Below are 14,402 nucleotides of genomic sequence, written 5' to 3'. Positions count from 1 at the left end.
GGGGGGCGCATCCCGGGGGCGGAGATGACCTGTCGTCGATCAGCCGAACAGGATCAGATGTGAGCGCAGGATCACCCAGACGGTGACCAAGCCATAGGCCGCAAAGCCCGCCAGCGCCCAAAGGGTCAGACGGCGCATCACCGCGGGCAGGGGGGCGCGCAGGCTCGCGCGCGCGGCGAAGGGGCTTGCGGCGCCGAGGCCAAGCGCCAGCGCCGTCGCCCCGAAAAGCGGCAGGTAGAAGGCATAGCCGATATAGCCATAGTCCGGCTTCAGGATGCAGAACGGGCAGTGGTGGTTCGGGTTCTCGTAGAGATAAAGCGCGATCGTCGAGACCATGGCGACGAGGGCCGCGCCGAAATAGCCCGCGCCTGCCAGCGCGAAAAGCCCGTGCCCGCGTCCGCTGCGCAGCGCGCGGATGCCGGTCGCCGCCACAAGCCCCCCGGCGATCCCCAGCGCCCACAAGGCGGTTGCCGGATCGACCCCGGCCATCTCGTCGGAGATCCCCGCATTCGCCGGGGTGAAGAGCTTCGAGCAGCAGGAGGTGATCACATCGGTGCGCAGGTTGAGGAAATACGCAAGCTGCAGCCCGCCCGAGAGCAGCACCAGCGGCGCAATCGCCAGCACGGCCGCATATTTTGCCCGCGTCAGCGGATAGTCGCGCCCAAGCCGGTCAACGTGGTCAAGCACCAGCCAGACCGCCGCGGCGAAGAAGGTGGCGATCTGCGCATAAAGCGCCGGAAAGCCGTAGCCGTTCACGTTCAGCGTACCCACCGCGCACATCGCGCCGACGAACAGCGCCGCCATCCGATCCGCGTTGAAGATGAAAAGAGAGAGTGCCGCCGCCTCGGCCGCCATCACCATCGCGAACAGCGTCGAGACGAGTTCGGTGCGTCGCTCCATCATGAGTTGCCCGCGACTGCAGCTTGCCAGATCCCAGCGCCGCAGCACCGAAAGCCCGAAGCCCGCCGACCAGAGCGCCACCAGCGCGGCCAGCGCCGAGACCAGAAGCAGCGTCAGGATCGGGGTGTGAAAGATCATGACCTGACCTCGAGCACCGTGCCGTCCTGCATCTCGACCACCGCCGTCACCGGCGCGGCCGCGATGATGCGCGGATCGTGGCTGGTCAGGATCACCGTCTTGCCCTCGGCCCGCAGCGCGGCCACGATGTCGAGAAAGCGATGCGTGAGCGCGGTATCAAGGTTCGCGGTCGGCTCGTCGGCGATCAGCACCGGCGCGTCATTGACCATCGCCCGGGCAATCGCCGCCCGCTGCGTCTCGCCGCCCGAGAGCACCTCGACCGGCATCCGCGCCTTGCCCGCCAGACCGAGGCTTTCGAGCCGCGCCAGCGCCCGGGCCTCGACCACCGCGCGCTCCTCGCCGAGCGGCGCCGCGGGCAGCATCACGTTTTCCAGCACCGACAAGCCCCGGATCAGGTTGAAGCGCTGAAACACGAAGCCGAAGCGGCGTCGGCGCAGATCGGTCAGGAAGCGCTCGGGCAGGCTGGAAATCACCTCGCCGTCGAGCGTGATCCGCCCCGTCGTCGGCCGCGCCATGCAGCCCACAAGGCTCAAGAGCGTCGTCTTGCCCGAGCCCGAAGGCCCCATGAACACCGTCACCCCCGGTGCGATCGCAAGGTCGATGCCGTGCAGCGCCGTGACCTGATTGGGGCGGCCTTCGTTATAGGTCTTTGAAACGCCGTGCAGAGAAATCATCGCATCACCGCATCCGGATCGGCCGCCGCCGTGCGCCAGACCGGAACCACGGTCGCGGCGGCATAGGGCAGGGTGGTCAGAAGCAAGAGCGTGCCCAGCTGCAGCGCGTCGATGGCGGGCGTCAGGCGGAAATCGGGATAGATCACCGCCCAGCCCTTCAGCACCGAGGCAAAAAGCGGCGCCCCCGCCCAGAACACATGCGCATAGGCGATCACCGTGCCCAGCAGGAACGCCCCGCCCGAGACGAGCCCACCCTCCCACAGTTTCATCGCGATCACGTCGCGGGTATCCCAGCCGATCGCCTTCAGGATGCCGATCTCGCGCGCCTCCTCGGCGGAAAGCCCGGTCGCCTTCTCGGCGGCGAAGATCGCAAAGGCCAGCATCGCGACGAAGGCCAGTGCCACCATCACCCCCTCGCGCCAGTCGAAGAGCTTCTGATAGGTGCGGGCGATGTCCTCGCGGGTGACGAAGCGGGCGTCGGGCAGCGCGGCACTGGCCTTTTCGACCACGGTCGAAAGCTCGCGCGGGTTGCGCACCGTGACGGCGAGATCGGTGAACTTCCCCGCTGGCACATTGAAAAAGCTGCGAAAATCGACCTCGTTCATCAGTACCAGATCGGCGCTGATCAGCGCCACATCGGAGCCGAGCGTCCGGGCAATGTCGAAGCGCACCAGATCGCCCTCGTGGCGCGACAGGAAAAGCGGCGTGCCCTGCCATTTGAAATCGCGCACCCGCGGCACGGCCTCGCCCACGATCACCTCGCCGGGGGGCGGCACCAGATCGGCGGCACTGGGTACCATCACCGTGTAATTCGCGCCGCTGATCCGGTCGTAATAATAGCCCCACAGCCGCCCCTCGGCCGTCGCGACGCCGCGGATCGCCGCGATTTTCGGCAGGTCTGCCGCGTCGATCATCGCCTGACGGCCCAAGCTGAGGTTCTGCACGATCAGATCGGGGGCCCCGGCCAGCGTCGCCTCGGCCTCGCGCCGCAGGCTCGAGGCAAAGAACATCGCCGAGGCGAGCAAAAAGACCACCGTGGCAAAGACCGCGACCAGCGCCAGATTCTTGATCCGCCGCCGCGCCAGCGCCGCGACGGTGAAATCAAGAAGCGCGCGTTGGCGGTTCAGCGCGCTCATCGCAGATCCTCCGGGGCGAAGCCAAGCGCCGTTGGCCCGAAATGCTCGGGCGGGGCGATCAGGCTGCCAGAAGGAAAATGTTCGAAAGACAAGGGGTTATCCTGAAAGGCTGTCGCAAGATCGGCCAAGGCGGGATGGCGGGTGTACCGCGCCTCGGTGAAAAGCGCGAGATCAGTGAGGCCGAGGGCGCGCACCAGCTGCGCCTCGTCGGCCAGACGCGCGGCTTCGCGTGGGGCGGTCAGCCGGGCATGTGTGCCCTCGACCCCGGCGAGGGCTAAAAGCGCGGCGAGCGCGCTCAGCACCGGGGTCGCGGGACGCAGGCTCACTCGAACTGACCCGCATCGAGTTTGGCGGGAAGGCCCGCGGGGATTTCCGCGAAGCGGAAGAGATGTTTGCCCGCGTGATCCTTCATGAAATCCGCCGCATCGGCCTCGGTCGCCAGCGGCACGAACTCATGTCCCATCGGGCCGAGCACATCCGATCCGACGACGAAGAGTGCCTCCTGCGCCGCGACCTGCCGCACGCCGTAGTAATCGGTCACGGCCATCGTTGCGATCTGATCGCGACTGCGCCCGGCGGCGTAGTGCGGCACGTCCTCAAGGAATTTGAAGAAGTCCTTCGGGCCGTCGAAGTAGAAGGCCGTGCCATCGGCAAAGACCAAAGTCGTCACCCATTCGGGGTAACGGGCGACGAACATGCCGCAGACCGCGCAGGTGTCGCGTGGCCCGGGTTTCGGCAGATCAATCGGTGCAGCATCGGCGCGGGCGGGCTGCGGCATGCCAAAGGCAAGGGCCGAGACACCTGCCAGAAGGCTCAGCGCGCTGCGGCGGGAAATATTGTACATGTGCTACTCCATTCCCGGCCGTGCCCGAAAACACGGCCGGAATGTTGCAAAAGGTCAATTCGAGCCGGGCATCTTCATACCCATCTCATGCCGTTTCTCACCCCGGCGCTTGCGGATCATCGTCGTGTCCTTGGCCATTTCGACATAGGCGGCCATCAGCGCCGCGTCGAAATCCGCGAGCGTCGCCCCGGCGCTGGCGGCGGCCTCGGCCTTGGTGCGATCAGCATAGGCCAGTTTCGACACCGCCGACATCGTGCCCGGTTTCGCGGGATCGATCACATAGGTCATCGCCGCGGTATCGGCGAGCGGCTTCATCTCGCCCTCCGCCCCGGCATCGCCCGCGTAGATCGTCTTCGGTCCGGCATCCATGTTCAGCGCCAGCGAAATCGCCGCGCAATGGATCGAGCAGGTGCCGTCGACGGTGTCGTTTTCATAGACGATCAGATGGCGCGAGGCCGGGAACATCCCCCGCATCATGCCGCAATAAGGGCAGCGCGGATATTTGCCGAGATCGTCGGTCACGGGATCGGTATCGACCTTGAGGAAGCGGGTCAGACCGTTCTCATCGGTCCATTGCATCGGGCTGACCGGCTTTTCGGCCGGGGACATCGCCATTTCGGCCCGGGCAGCCAGCGGCACAAGCGCGGCGGCAGAGGCGGTGGCGGCAAGAAATTCACGACGTTTCATCGCTGTCTCCAAAACGGATGATTGCAGGGATCAGGGCTGGGCAGGATGGGACCCAAGGGGCAGGCGGGGCGGGACGCTGCCCCGCGCAAGCCCCTGTCAGAGGTCCAGAGTCACTGGCGGTGCGCGGATCAGGCCGCTGCGCGGCAAGGGTGCGATGAAGGCGAAGGAGAACAGGGTCGCGGGCTTGAGCGCGGCCAGAAGCTGCGGCACGGGCGGAACCAGAACCGGCGGCTCGGGCGTGGCAAAGGCGCAGACGGCGGCGCTGGCGCAGATCGTGCAGGGGGCATGGCTGGTCGCGTGCTCCACGACCTTGCCCGAGGCGGGGTCGTAAAGCGCCACGCCCTCGCCGGTGCAAAGCTGCAAGAAGCCCGCCCGCGCGCCGGGGCCAAGCCCCGCCAGATCATGCAGCGCCGAAGCGCTGAGGTGTTCGGCGAAGAAAAGGCTCTGCAGCGCCAGCGCCAGCACCGCCAGCCACCGGGCGAAAACGCCGGTGGTGAAGGGCATCTGGGAGCGGGCAGGGCGGATCATCAGGGCTCGCGACAGCAGGTTTCGCACAGGATTGTGGCCGCCCGGGCAGAACGCAACAGCTTTCCTGCCGCATTTTCGGGCGACCGCCCTGACTGGTTACCCCGGGGCGCCCGTCCCGCGCCTTGACCGAGGTCAAGTGTCGCGAGCCGATCGGTCGCGCCCTGTATCCCGCACAATCGCCCGCTTGCGCGCCCGCGCGGCGCAGGGCAGCAAGGGGCATGACTGCGATTTCCGAGAAAAATCACCCCGTCGAGGGCGTGCTGTGGATGCTGGCCACCGGGCTCGCCTTCGTCTTCGTCAACGGCATCGTGCGCTATCTGGGCACCGCGCTGCCCGCGGCCGAATCCGCCTTCATCCGCTTCGCCTGGGGGCTGCTGTTTCTGGCGCCGTCGCTGATGCCGCTCGTGCGCACCGGACTTTCGCCGAGCCTTTTCAAACTCTTCGCGCTGCGCGGTGCTTTGCATACCGTGGCGGTGATGCTGTGGTTTTATGCGATGGCGCGGATCACCATCTCGGAGGTGACGGCCATCGGCTATCTCAATCCGATCGTCGTCACGATCGGCGCGGGGCTCTTGTTCGGCGAGGGCTTTCGCCCGGCGCGGATGATCGCGATCGGCGTCGCGATGATCGGTGCGCTGGTCGTGCTGCGCCCCGGCCTGCGCGAGCTGTCGCCGGGTCATCTGGCGCAGCTCGGCGCGGCTTTCGGCTTCGGCCTGTCCTATCTGGTGATGAAGCGGCTCACGCAACTCGCCCCGGCGTCGGTGGTCGTGGCGGTGATGGCGCTGTCGGTGACCATCGGCCTTGCCCCCTTTGCCGCCTATGTCTGGCAGCCGGTGAGCCTGACGCAGGTGCTCTGGCTCGGCGCGGTCGCGGTCTTTGCGACCACGGGGCATTACTGCATGACCCGCGCCTTTGCCTGCGCGCCGATGACGGTGACGCAACCGGTGACCTTTCTGCAACTGGTCTGGGCGACGGCGCTCGGCTGGTCGGTCTTTGGCGAGTCTGTCGATCCCTGGGTGATCCTGGGCGGCGCCATCATCCTGGCTGCGGTGGTCTTCCTGACCTGGCGCGAGTCGCGGGGGGAGGCTTCGAAAGAGCGTATTTGAGCCAAGAAGAAACCCGAAGTCGAAGGACTCCGGGTTTCCGTTTCTTCTTGGGGAAAATACGCCTCTTTACCCCTTGGCGGCGGTGCCGCGCGGGTCGATCAGCCGGGCGATCACGCCTTCGCGGGTGATCCGTCGCCCGTCGGTCAGGGCTACGGCGGGAACGGTTTTCAAAAGTTCCATCACCTTGATCACCGGGGTTTCCGGCACAATCGGCGTACCCTCGGCGGGGCCGGCTTCGGCCATGTCCTCGGCCGTCAGCACACCGAGCGGGTTCATGTGCGCGACGAATTCGGCGACGTAATCATCGACCGGATTGGCGATGATCTCGCGCGCCGTGCCCATCTGCACCAGCCGCCCGCCCTCCATCAGCGCGATGCGATTGCCAAGCTTGAAGGCCTCGTCGAGGTCATGCGACACGAAGACGATGGTGCGCTTCAGCGTCGATTGCAGTTCGAGCAACTCGTCCTGCAGCTTCGCGCGAATGAGCGGATCGAGCGCCGAGAAGGGCTCGTCCATCAGAAGGATCGGCGCTTCGGTGGCAAAGGCGCGGGCAAGGCCCACACGCTGCTGCATGCCGCCCGAGAGCTCGCCCACCTTGCGCTCGGCCCAGTCGGTCAGGTTCACGAGCTTCAGTTGCGCATCGACGCGGTCGCGGCGCTCGGCTTTCGACATGCCGCCAAGCTCGAGGCCCAGCCCGACGTTTTCGCGCACCGTTCGCCAGGGCAGCAGGCCGAATTGCTGGAACACCATCGCGACGCGGGTCTGCCGAATGCGGCGCAGGGTCTGCGGATCGGCATGGGTGACATCGACAAGGCCGTTGCCGTCGCAGACCTCGACCTTGCCGCGGCAGACCGGGTTCAAGCCGTTCACCGCGCGCAGCAGCGTCGACTTGCCCGAGCCCGAAAGGCCCATCAGCACGAGAATCTCGCCCTCGGCAACGGACAGCGAGCAGTCATGCACCCCCAGAACCTGACCCGTGCGGGCCTGGATCTCGGCGCGCGACAGGCCTTCGTCCATCAGGGGCAGGGCGCGGTCGGGGTGATCGCCAAAGACGATCGAGACATTGTCGAACCGCACCGCGACGCCCGCGGTCAGCTTCGGGTCGGTGATCATGGTGGCATGCCTCATTTCGATCCCCCGAAGCGCATCATCCGGTCGAGCACGATGGCGACGACGACGATGATCATCCCCGATTCAAAGCCAAGCGCGGTGTTGACCGAGTTCAGCGCCCGCACCACCGGCACGCCAAGCCCGTTCGCGCCCACAAGCGCCGCGATCACCACCATCGAAAGCGAGAGCATGATCGTCTGGTTCAGCCCCGCCATGATCTGCGGCAGCGCATAGGGCAGTTCCACCTTCCACAGCACCTGCCGCGGCGTGGCGCCAAAGGCGCGGGCGGCTTCCAGCAGCGGTTGCGGCGTGGTGGACACACCGAGATGCGTCAGCCGGATCGGCGCGGGCAGCACGAAGATCACCGTCGCGATCAGGCCCGGAACCATGCCGATGCCGAAAAACACGATCGCCGGGATCAGATAGACGAAGGTCGGCAGCGTCTGCATCAGATCAAGGATCGGCTGCATCGCGAGGTAAAGCCGCGGCCGGTGCGCGGCGGCGATGCCGATCGGAACGCCGACCGACATGCACACGACACAGGCCGAGATCACCAGCGTCAGGCTTTCCGTCGTCGGTTTCCAGTAGCCTTGATTGAAGACGTAGAGCAGACCGAAAAGCACGGTCAGCAGGATCGACACGCGACGCTGCAGGAACCACGAGATGCCAAGGAAGAAGCCCGTCAGCACGAAGGGCTGATATTCCACCGGATAAAGCGGCGTGTAGTCGGCCGCTCCGGTGACCAGGAAATGTCCAAGGGCGTCGCGAAGATCGCCATGATCCAGGCGATCAGCGTCTCGAAGATGCCGGCCAGATGATCGAAGACGAGCGAGAAGCTGTCGCGCATCCATTCAAAGATGTGCTTTGCCCAGGGGCCGACAGGGATCTTCCACTTGCCGGTAAAAAGATCGGTGCCGTTGTGGCCGGAGATCAGCCCGGTGCCGATCATCAGTCCGGCCAGTTTCTCCAGCACCGTCTTGAGCAGGATGGCGCCGAAAATCGACGCGGCGATGGTGCCGATCAGGCGCATCGTTTGCTGTAGCATGTCGCTTGCCTTGCGTGGTTCGGAAGGCCGACAGGCGGGGCCCGCCTGTCGGATCGTCAAGTCAGCGCAAGGCTTACTTCAGCGCCGCCGTTACGGCTGCGAGCCCGTCGCCACCGTCCTTGGTGGTCACGCCCGCGAGCCAGGGGGCCAGGACTTCCGGATGGGCCGCCAGCCAGTCATGCGCGGCGGTCGGCGGGTCGATGCCGTCATCCAGGATCTTGCCCATGATCTCGTTTTCCATCGCCAGCGAGAATTCGAGATTGGTGAGCAGCTTGCCGGTGTTCGCACATTCGGCGACATAGCCCTTGCGGACGTTGGTGCGCACTTCGGCGCCGCCGAAGTTCGGCCCGAAGACGTCATCGCCGCCGGTCAGGTAGCTCATCTTGAAATTGGCGTTCATCGGGTGGGGTTCCCAGCCCAGGAACACGACCGGGGTGTTTTCCTTCTCGCCCTTGGCGACGGCGGCCAGCATCCCCTGTTCCGAGCTTTCGACAACCTCGAAGCCCGCCAGATCGAATTTGCCCGCGGTGATCATGTCGAGCACCAGACGGTTGCCGTCATTGCCCGGCTCGATCCCGTAGATCTTGCCCTCGAGTTCGTCCTTGTGTTTCGCGATATCGGCGAAATCCTTGATGCCGAGCGCCGCACCCGCCGCGTTCGTCGCCAGCGTGTATTTCGCGCCGACAAGGTTCGTGCGCACCGTCTCGACCGAGCCGTCATCGCGGTAGGGCGCAAGGTCTGCCTCCATCGAAGGCATCCAGTTGCCGAGGAACACGTCCACATCGCCCGAGGAAAGCGCGGTATAGGTCACCGGCACCGAGAGCAGCTTGATGTCGGTTTCATACCCAAGCGCCTGCAGGATCGTCGTCGTCACCGCGGTGGTGGCGGTGATGTCGGTCCAGCCCACGTCCGAGAAGGTCACCTTGGAGCAATCGGCGGCGGCAGGCAGGGCGAGCGAAAGTGTCGCAGCCCCGGCAAGAAGGAAGGAACGAAGCGTCATCAGGGTCTCCCGTTGGTTGCCCGGTTCAGTGATCAGGCTTTTTGTTGATTGACGAGTCAATAAACTTGCCTGTAGCTCCTAAAAGCAAGTTCTTTTTTGAGCGGAGTCGCAAAAGACATGCCGAAGCTTGGAGCAGAGCCTATTCGACGGGCGGCCTTGGTGAAAGCCACGATCGAAACGGTGGGCGAGGCGGGGTCGCTGGAAGTGACCGTAGCACAGATTGCGCGGCGTGCAGGCATGTCCTCTGCACTGGCGCATCATTATTTTGGCTCGAAGGAGCAGATTTTCCTCGCTGCGATGCGGGCAATCCTGACGCTTTACGGCGCCGAGGTGCGCGGGGCGCTGGCGGCGGCGGATCCCGGCCCCGAATCGCGGCTGCGCGCGATCATCGCGGGGTCGTTCTCGCCGGGCAGCTTCCGGCGCGAGGCGATCTCGGCCTGGCTGAACTTCTACGTTCTGGCGCAGACGAATCCCGAGGCGATGCGGCTTTTGCGGGTCTATCAGCGCCGCCTGCGCTCGAACCTGCAGCATGAATTGCGCCCTCTGGTGGGGGGGCGCGCAGAGGCCGTTGCGCGGGGTCTGGGCGCGATGATCGATGGCGTCTACATCCGCGCCGCTTTGGCTGAGAATGCCCCGGATCGATGCTATGCGCTTGAAATCGTGAATGAATATCTGAACCGGGAACTGGAGGTGCGGTCATGAGGGCACAGCCCGAGGCCAGCCATTTCGTCAATGGCAACTGGGTCGAGGACGCGGCCGGAGCCGAGATCGAGGTGATCTTTCCCGGCACGGGCGAGGTGATCGCGATCCTGCACGAGGCGACGCCTGCGGTGATCGAAGAGGCCCTTGCGGGGGCGCAAGCGGCGCAACGCGCCTGGGCGGCGCTGAAGCCGGTGGAGCGGGCGCGCATCCTGCGCCGCGCCGCCGATCTGATTCGCGCTCGCAGGGCGGAACTGGCGCTTCTGGAAACGCTCGATACCGGAAAACCGATTCAGGAAACGTCTGTCGCCGACTGGCCCTCGGGCGCCGACAGCCTTGAGTATTTCGCCGGGCTTGCACCGACGCTGACCGGCGAGACGATCCCCTTGGGCGGCGATTTCGCCTATACGATTCGCGAGCCGCTGGGCGTCTGCGTCGGCATCGGCGCGTGGAACTATCCCAGCCAGATCGCCTGCTGGAAGGCCGCCCCGGCGCTCTCGACCGGCAATGCGATGATCTTCAAACCCTCGGAAATCACGCCCCTTGGCGCGCTGCAGCTGGCGGCGATCTTCGTCGAGGCGGGGATGCCCGCGGGGGTCTTCAACGTCGTGCAGGGCCGCGGCGCGGTCGGCGGGCGGCTTGCGACCGATTCGCGCGTGGCCAAGGTCTCGCTGACCGGCTCGGTGCCGACGGGGGCCAAGGTCTATGCGGCGGCGGGCGCGGGGATGAAGCATGTGACGATGGAGCTGGGCGGGAAATCGCCGCTGATCGTCTTCGAGGATGCCGATCTGGAAAGCGCCATCGGCGCGGCGATGCTGGGCAACTTCTATTCCTCGGGGCAGATCTGCTCGAACGGCACCCGGGTCTTCGTGCATAAAGCGATCAAGGAGCGCTTCCTGACCCGGCTGGCCGAGCGCACCGCCGCGATCAAGGCGGGCGATCCGCTGGATGAAACGACGCAATTCGGCCCGCTTGTCAGTGCCGCGCAGCATGCGAAGGTGCTGGGCTATATCGCGACGGCGAAATCCGAGGGCGCGCGGCTTGTTTGCGGGGGGGCAGCAGGGGCCGAGGGGGCGCTTTTCGTGCAGCCCACGGTCTTTGCCGATGTCACCGACAGCATGACGATCGCGCGCGAGGAAGTCTTTGGCCCCGTCATGGCGGTGCTGGATTTCGAAACCGAGGACGAGGTGATCGCGCGGGCGAATGGCACCGATTTCGGGCTGGCGGCGGGGGTCTTCACCGCCGATCTGGCGCGTGGGCACCGGGTGATCGCGCAGCTGCAGGCGGGCACCACCTGGATCAACGCCTACAACCTGACCCCGGTCGAGATGCCCTTCGGGGCGGTGAAATCCTCGGGCGTCGGGCGGGAAAATTCCAAGGCCGCGATCGAGCATTATACGCAGGTGAAGGCGGTCTATGTCGGCATGGGGCCGGTCGAAAGCCCCTACTGAGACGCAGGCCGGGGGGTCCCCCCCCCGGACCCCCCGGCGTATTTGCGCCAAGAAAAAACAGGGTTCAGGCAGAGGGTCGCGCGATGGATGCGGATTATGTGATCGTTGGGGCAGGGTCGGGCGGTTCGGCGCTGGGCTATCGGCTGGCCGAGGCCGGGCATCGCGTGGCGATCATCGAATTCGGCGGCACCGATTGGGGCCCGTTCATCGAGATGCCCGCGGCGCTGTCCTATCCGATGAACATGGACCGCTACGACTGGGGCATGGGCACCGAGCCCGAGCCGTTCTTGGGCAACCGTCGTCTGGTGACGCCGCGCGGCAAGGTGATCGGGGGCTCGTCCTCGATCAACGGCATGGTCTATGTGCGGGGCCACGCCTGCGATTTCGACCATTGGGCCGAGCAGGGCGCGGCGGGCTGGGGCTATGCCGATGTGCTGCCCTATTTCAAGCGGCAGGAAAGCTGGCATGGCGGCCATGATGGCGCCGACGCGACCTGGCGCGGCTCGAAAGGCCCGCTGCATGTGACCCGTGGCCCGCGCAAGAACCCGCTGTTCCAGCATTTCATCGAGGCGGGGGCGGCGGCGGGCTACCCGGTCACGATGGATTACAATGGCGAACAGCAAGAGGGCTTCGGCCCGATGGAAGCGACGATCTGGCAGGGGCGGCGCTGGTCGGTGGCCTCGGCCTATCTGCGGCCCGCGATCAAGACCGGGCGGCTGAAGATCGTGCGGGGGCTGGCCCGCAAGGTGGTGATCGAAAACGGTCGCGCCGTCGGGGTCGAATATGAAAAGGGCGGCGAAATCAAGGTCTTGAAGGCGCGCGCCGAAGTGGTGCTGGCGGCCTCGGCGCTCAATACGCCGAAGCTTTTGATGCTGTCCGGAATCGGCGATGCCGAGCATCTGAAATCGCATGGGATCGAGGTTCTGGCGCATCGGCCCGGTGTCGGCTCGAACCTGCAAGATCACCTTGAAATCTATATGCAATTCGCCTCGAAAGAGCCGCTGACGCTGTACAAGTACTGGAACCTCTGGGGCAAGCTGACGGTCGGTGCGCAATGGGTGCTGACGAAGCGCGGCTTGGGCGCCTCGAACCAGTTCGAGGCCTGCGGCTTCATCCGCTCCGACAAGGGCGTCGAATATCCCGATATCCAGTATCACTTCCTGCCGATCGCCGTGCGCTATGACGGCAAGGCCGCCGCCGAGGGGCATGGTTTTCAGGTCCACACCGGGCCGATGCGCTCGAAATCGCGCGGCACGGTGCGGCTGCGCTCGGCCGATGCGCATGAAAACCCCGAGATTCGCTTCAACTACATGTCGCATCCCGACGATTGGGAGGAGTTCCGCAAGGTCGTGCGGCTGACGCGCGAAATCTTTGCGCAGGCGCCGATGACCCAGCATGTGAAGCACGAGATCCAGCCCGGGGCCTCGGTGCAGTCGGATGCGGAAATCGATGCCTTCATCCGCGATCACGCCGAAAGCGCCTATCACCCCTGCGGCACCTCGCGCATGGGGCGGGCGGATGATCCGATGGCGGTGGTCGACCCGGATGCCCGCGTGATCGGCGTCGAGGGGCTGCGCGTCGCCGACAGCTCGATCTTCCCGCGGGTGACGAACGGCAACCTGAACGGGCCCTCGATCATGACCGGCGAGAAGGTCGCCGACCATATTCTCGGCCGTCGTCTGCCCGCCGAGAACGCCCAGCCCTGGATCAACCCGAACTGGCGCAGCTCGCAGCGGTAGGGATGGGCAGCGGTAAGCATGATTGGCGCTCGGGCTTGCGTTCGCGTTACGTTCTGTTAACTTCCGCGCATGGTGAAGTGGGTCCTGATCGGGCTTGTGCTGGCGCTCCCGGCACAGGCTGACGTCTTGCTGGGGCATGCGCGCGTGGTCGACGGCGATACGCTGGCGATCGGCGCGCAGAAGGTGCGTTTGTTCGGGATCGATGCGCCCGAACATGATCAGCTGTGCAAGGATGCAGAGGGGCGGGATTGGCCCTGTGGGCAGGTGGCCCGGGATCGGCTTGTCGCGCTGACCCCGGATCTTGTGCGCTGCGAGGGCCGGGGACGCGACCGATACGGCCGGCTTCTGGCGGTCTGCAGCGCAAGCGGGCGCGATGTGAACGCGGCACTGGTTTCCGACGGCATGGCCGAGGCTTACCGCAAATACGCGCTCGATTATGCCCCCGAGGAATCGGCCGCGCGGGCGGCGCATCGCGGCATCTGGGCCGGGGCGCATCTGGCGCCCGAGGCGTTTCGGCATGGGGCGGCGCAAGGCGCACCCGGGGCTTGCCGGATCAAGGGCAACATTTCGAAAAAGGGGCAGATCTTCCATCTGCCCGGCACGCGCGACTATGACCGCACGAAGATCGACCCGAAGAAGGGCGAGCGCTGGTTCTGCACCGAGGCCGAGGCGCTGGCGGCGGGTTGGCGACCGATGGGCAGCTGATCTCACGCCCGCATCTCACGCCCTCGTCGGTGGACATCCGGCCCACGCCGTCGCAGCATGGCGCAAACGGCAGGAGGCCTCATGGACGCCAAGCTTCGCATCCTTTCCGAGCGGCTTTTACGCAAGAAATTTGAGGACTTGAATGAACGCGACCTGCGCGTTCTGCGCCATGTGGCGGAACATGGCACGGTGGCGCGCGATCTGAGCCTGCATCAGCCCGACTTTGGCGCGCGGGTTGCCGATCGGGTCGCGGCCTTTGGCGGCTCGTGGAGTTTCATCGGCCTGTTCGCGCTGGTTCTGGTCGGCTGGGTGGTACTCAACACCGTGATTCTGGCCACGGCGGTCGACCCCTATCCCTTTGTTTTCCTGAACCTGATCCTGTCGATGCTGGCCGCGGTGCAGGCGCCCGTGATCATGATGAGCCAGAACCGGCAGGCGGAAAAAGATCGCCTTGCCGCGGCGCATGATTACGAGGTGAACCTGAAGGCGGAAATCGAGATCATGCGGTTGCATGAAAAACTTGATGATTTGCGGATGGTTGCGCTTGAAGGGCGGTTTGCGACGCTGGACGCGCGGCTCGATGCGATTGCGGCGGCGGTGGGCGCTGCGCAAAAGCGCGACGGGGGGGCAACTTGACACG

Annotated in this window: 15 protein-coding genes and 1 pseudogene; 6 read left to right on the top strand and 10 right to left on the bottom strand. The window is 65.7% G+C overall.

From position 1 onward, the window contains the following. Window positions 1–39: 39 nt before the first annotated feature. The 7 genes from C8J30_RS08650 to C8J30_RS08620 form a co-directional block, all read right to left on the bottom strand. Window positions 40–1,038 carry a hypothetical protein gene (locus C8J30_RS08650; protein WP_110805450.1) on the bottom strand — a complete coding sequence of 333 codons (999 nt, stop codon included), beginning with the start codon at window positions 1,036–1,038 and terminating at the stop codon, window positions 40–42. After that, the gene (locus tag C8J30_RS08645) at window positions 1,035–1,712 is read right to left on the bottom strand and encodes an ABC transporter ATP-binding protein (RefSeq protein ID WP_110805449.1); all 678 of its coding nucleotides are present in this window, start codon (window positions 1,710–1,712) and stop codon (window positions 1,035–1,037) included. The genes C8J30_RS08650 and C8J30_RS08645 overlap by 4 nt, the downstream gene beginning before the upstream one ends. Next, window positions 1,709–2,848, bottom strand: coding sequence for an ABC transporter permease (locus C8J30_RS08640; RefSeq protein ID WP_110805448.1), 1,140 nt, complete (start codon window positions 2,846–2,848; stop codon window positions 1,709–1,711). The genes C8J30_RS08645 and C8J30_RS08640 overlap by 4 nt, the downstream gene beginning before the upstream one ends. Further along, window positions 2,845–3,174 (bottom strand): hypothetical protein, encoded by a 330-nt coding sequence (locus C8J30_RS08635; protein ID WP_110805447.1) that lies wholly within the window; start codon window positions 3,172–3,174, stop codon window positions 2,845–2,847. Before C8J30_RS08635 ends, C8J30_RS08640 begins: the two co-directional genes overlap by 4 nt. Beyond that, window positions 3,171–3,692 carry a nitrous oxide reductase accessory protein NosL gene (locus tag C8J30_RS08630; protein ID WP_110805446.1) on the bottom strand — a complete coding sequence of 174 codons (522 nt, stop codon included), beginning with the start codon at window positions 3,690–3,692 and terminating at the stop codon, window positions 3,171–3,173. The genes C8J30_RS08635 and C8J30_RS08630 overlap by 4 nt, the downstream gene beginning before the upstream one ends. Window positions 3,693–3,746: 54 nt before the next feature. Continuing rightward, window positions 3,747–4,379, bottom strand: a complete 633-nt coding sequence (locus C8J30_RS08625) for a nitrous oxide reductase accessory protein NosL (protein WP_110805445.1) — start codon at window positions 4,377–4,379, stop codon at window positions 3,747–3,749. A 96-nt stretch (window positions 4,380–4,475) separates the two neighbouring features. Further along, window positions 4,476–4,907: a hypothetical protein gene (locus C8J30_RS08620; protein WP_110805444.1), complete on the bottom strand. Its 432-nt coding sequence runs from the start codon at window positions 4,905–4,907 to the stop codon at window positions 4,476–4,478. Window positions 4,908–5,125: 218 nt separating this feature from the next. On the opposite strand from C8J30_RS08620, the gene C8J30_RS08615 reads away from it, so the two are divergent. Continuing rightward, the gene (locus C8J30_RS08615) at window positions 5,126–6,013 is read left to right on the top strand and encodes a DMT family transporter (RefSeq protein WP_110805443.1); all 888 of its coding nucleotides are present in this window, start codon (window positions 5,126–5,128) and stop codon (window positions 6,011–6,013) included. Window positions 6,014–6,079: 66 nt separating this feature from the next. On the opposite strand, the gene choV is transcribed toward C8J30_RS08615, so the two are convergent. From choV to choX, 3 genes and pseudogenes are all read right to left on the bottom strand, one after another. Further along, entirely contained in the window at window positions 6,080–7,141 is a 1,062-nt protein-coding gene (gene choV / locus C8J30_RS08610) for a choline ABC transporter ATP-binding protein (RefSeq protein WP_110805442.1), read from the bottom strand. After that, window positions 7,138–8,072, bottom strand: a pseudogene (gene choW, locus C8J30_RS08605) (choline ABC transporter permease subunit). Before choW ends, choV begins: the two are co-directional and overlap by 4 nt. A gap of 169 nt (window positions 8,073–8,241) precedes the next feature. Further along, the gene (gene choX / locus C8J30_RS08600; RefSeq protein WP_110805441.1) at window positions 8,242–9,168 is read right to left on the bottom strand and encodes a choline ABC transporter substrate-binding protein; all 927 of its coding nucleotides are present in this window, start codon (window positions 9,166–9,168) and stop codon (window positions 8,242–8,244) included. 117 nt (window positions 9,169–9,285) lie between these two features. Here choX and betI point away from each other — a divergent pair, with 117 nt between their 5' ends. From betI to C8J30_RS08575, 5 genes are all read left to right on the top strand, one after another. Further along, window positions 9,286–9,870, top strand: a complete 585-nt coding sequence (betI, locus tag C8J30_RS08595) for a transcriptional regulator BetI (RefSeq protein WP_110805440.1) — start codon at window positions 9,286–9,288, stop codon at window positions 9,868–9,870. Further along, entirely contained in the window at window positions 9,867–11,318 is a 1,452-nt protein-coding gene (gene betB / locus C8J30_RS08590) for a betaine-aldehyde dehydrogenase (RefSeq protein ID WP_110805439.1), read from the top strand. Before betI ends, betB begins: the two co-directional genes overlap by 4 nt. A gap of 83 nt (window positions 11,319–11,401) precedes the next feature. After that, window positions 11,402–13,057 carry a choline dehydrogenase gene (betA, locus tag C8J30_RS08585; protein WP_110805438.1) on the top strand — a complete coding sequence of 552 codons (1,656 nt, stop codon included), beginning with the start codon at window positions 11,402–11,404 and terminating at the stop codon, window positions 13,055–13,057. Window positions 13,058–13,126: 69 nt separating this feature from the next. Further along, complete coding sequence (locus C8J30_RS08580; protein ID WP_110805437.1) at window positions 13,127–13,762, top strand: thermonuclease family protein; 636 nt, start codon at window positions 13,127–13,129, stop codon at window positions 13,760–13,762. 81 nt (window positions 13,763–13,843) lie between these two features. Then, window positions 13,844–14,398 (top strand): DUF1003 domain-containing protein, encoded by a 555-nt coding sequence (locus tag C8J30_RS08575; protein ID WP_110805436.1) that lies wholly within the window; start codon window positions 13,844–13,846, stop codon window positions 14,396–14,398. Window positions 14,399–14,402: the final 4 nt, after the last annotated feature.

The sequence above is a fragment of the Rhodobacter viridis genome, from assembly GCF_003217355.1.
Taxonomy (GTDB): domain Bacteria; phylum Pseudomonadota; class Alphaproteobacteria; order Rhodobacterales; family Rhodobacteraceae; genus Rhodobacter; species Rhodobacter viridis.
Note: the sequence above shows the minus strand (reverse complement) of the source record. Positions and strands in the feature narration are given on the sequence as shown.

What these genes read in the sequence shown, in the direction of transcription:
- betA (WP_110805438.1), top strand. Translation starts at nt 11,402, where the DNA reads ATGGATGCGGATTATGTGATCGTTGGGGCAGGGTCGGGCGGTTCGGCG.
- betB (WP_110805439.1), top strand. Translation starts at nt 9,867, where the DNA reads ATGAGGGCACAGCCCGAGGCCAGCCATTTCGTCAATGGCAACTGGGTC.
- C8J30_RS08650 (WP_110805450.1), bottom strand. Translation starts at nt 1,038, where the DNA reads ATGATCTTTCACACCCCGATCCTGACGCTGCTTCTGGTCTCGGCGCTG.
- betI (WP_110805440.1), top strand. Translation starts at nt 9,286, where the DNA reads ATGCCGAAGCTTGGAGCAGAGCCTATTCGACGGGCGGCCTTGGTGAAA.
- C8J30_RS08615 (WP_110805443.1), top strand. Translation starts at nt 5,126, where the DNA reads ATGACTGCGATTTCCGAGAAAAATCACCCCGTCGAGGGCGTGCTGTGG.
- choV (WP_110805442.1), bottom strand. Translation starts at nt 7,141, where the DNA reads ATGAGGCATGCCACCATGATCACCGACCCGAAGCTGACCGCGGGCGTC.
- C8J30_RS08630 (WP_110805446.1), bottom strand. Translation starts at nt 3,692, where the DNA reads ATGTACAATATTTCCCGCCGCAGCGCGCTGAGCCTTCTGGCAGGTGTC.
- choX (WP_110805441.1), bottom strand. Translation starts at nt 9,168, where the DNA reads ATGACGCTTCGTTCCTTCCTTCTTGCCGGGGCTGCGACACTTTCGCTC.
- C8J30_RS08580 (WP_110805437.1), top strand. Translation starts at nt 13,127, where the DNA reads ATGGTGAAGTGGGTCCTGATCGGGCTTGTGCTGGCGCTCCCGGCACAG.
- C8J30_RS08645 (WP_110805449.1), bottom strand. Translation starts at nt 1,712, where the DNA reads ATGATTTCTCTGCACGGCGTTTCAAAGACCTATAACGAAGGCCGCCCC.
- C8J30_RS08620 (WP_110805444.1), bottom strand. Translation starts at nt 4,907, where the DNA reads ATGATCCGCCCTGCCCGCTCCCAGATGCCCTTCACCACCGGCGTTTTC.
- C8J30_RS08625 (WP_110805445.1), bottom strand. Translation starts at nt 4,379, where the DNA reads ATGAAACGTCGTGAATTTCTTGCCGCCACCGCCTCTGCCGCCGCGCTT.
- C8J30_RS08575 (WP_110805436.1), top strand. Translation starts at nt 13,844, where the DNA reads ATGGACGCCAAGCTTCGCATCCTTTCCGAGCGGCTTTTACGCAAGAAA.
- C8J30_RS08640 (WP_110805448.1), bottom strand. Translation starts at nt 2,848, where the DNA reads ATGAGCGCGCTGAACCGCCAACGCGCGCTTCTTGATTTCACCGTCGCG.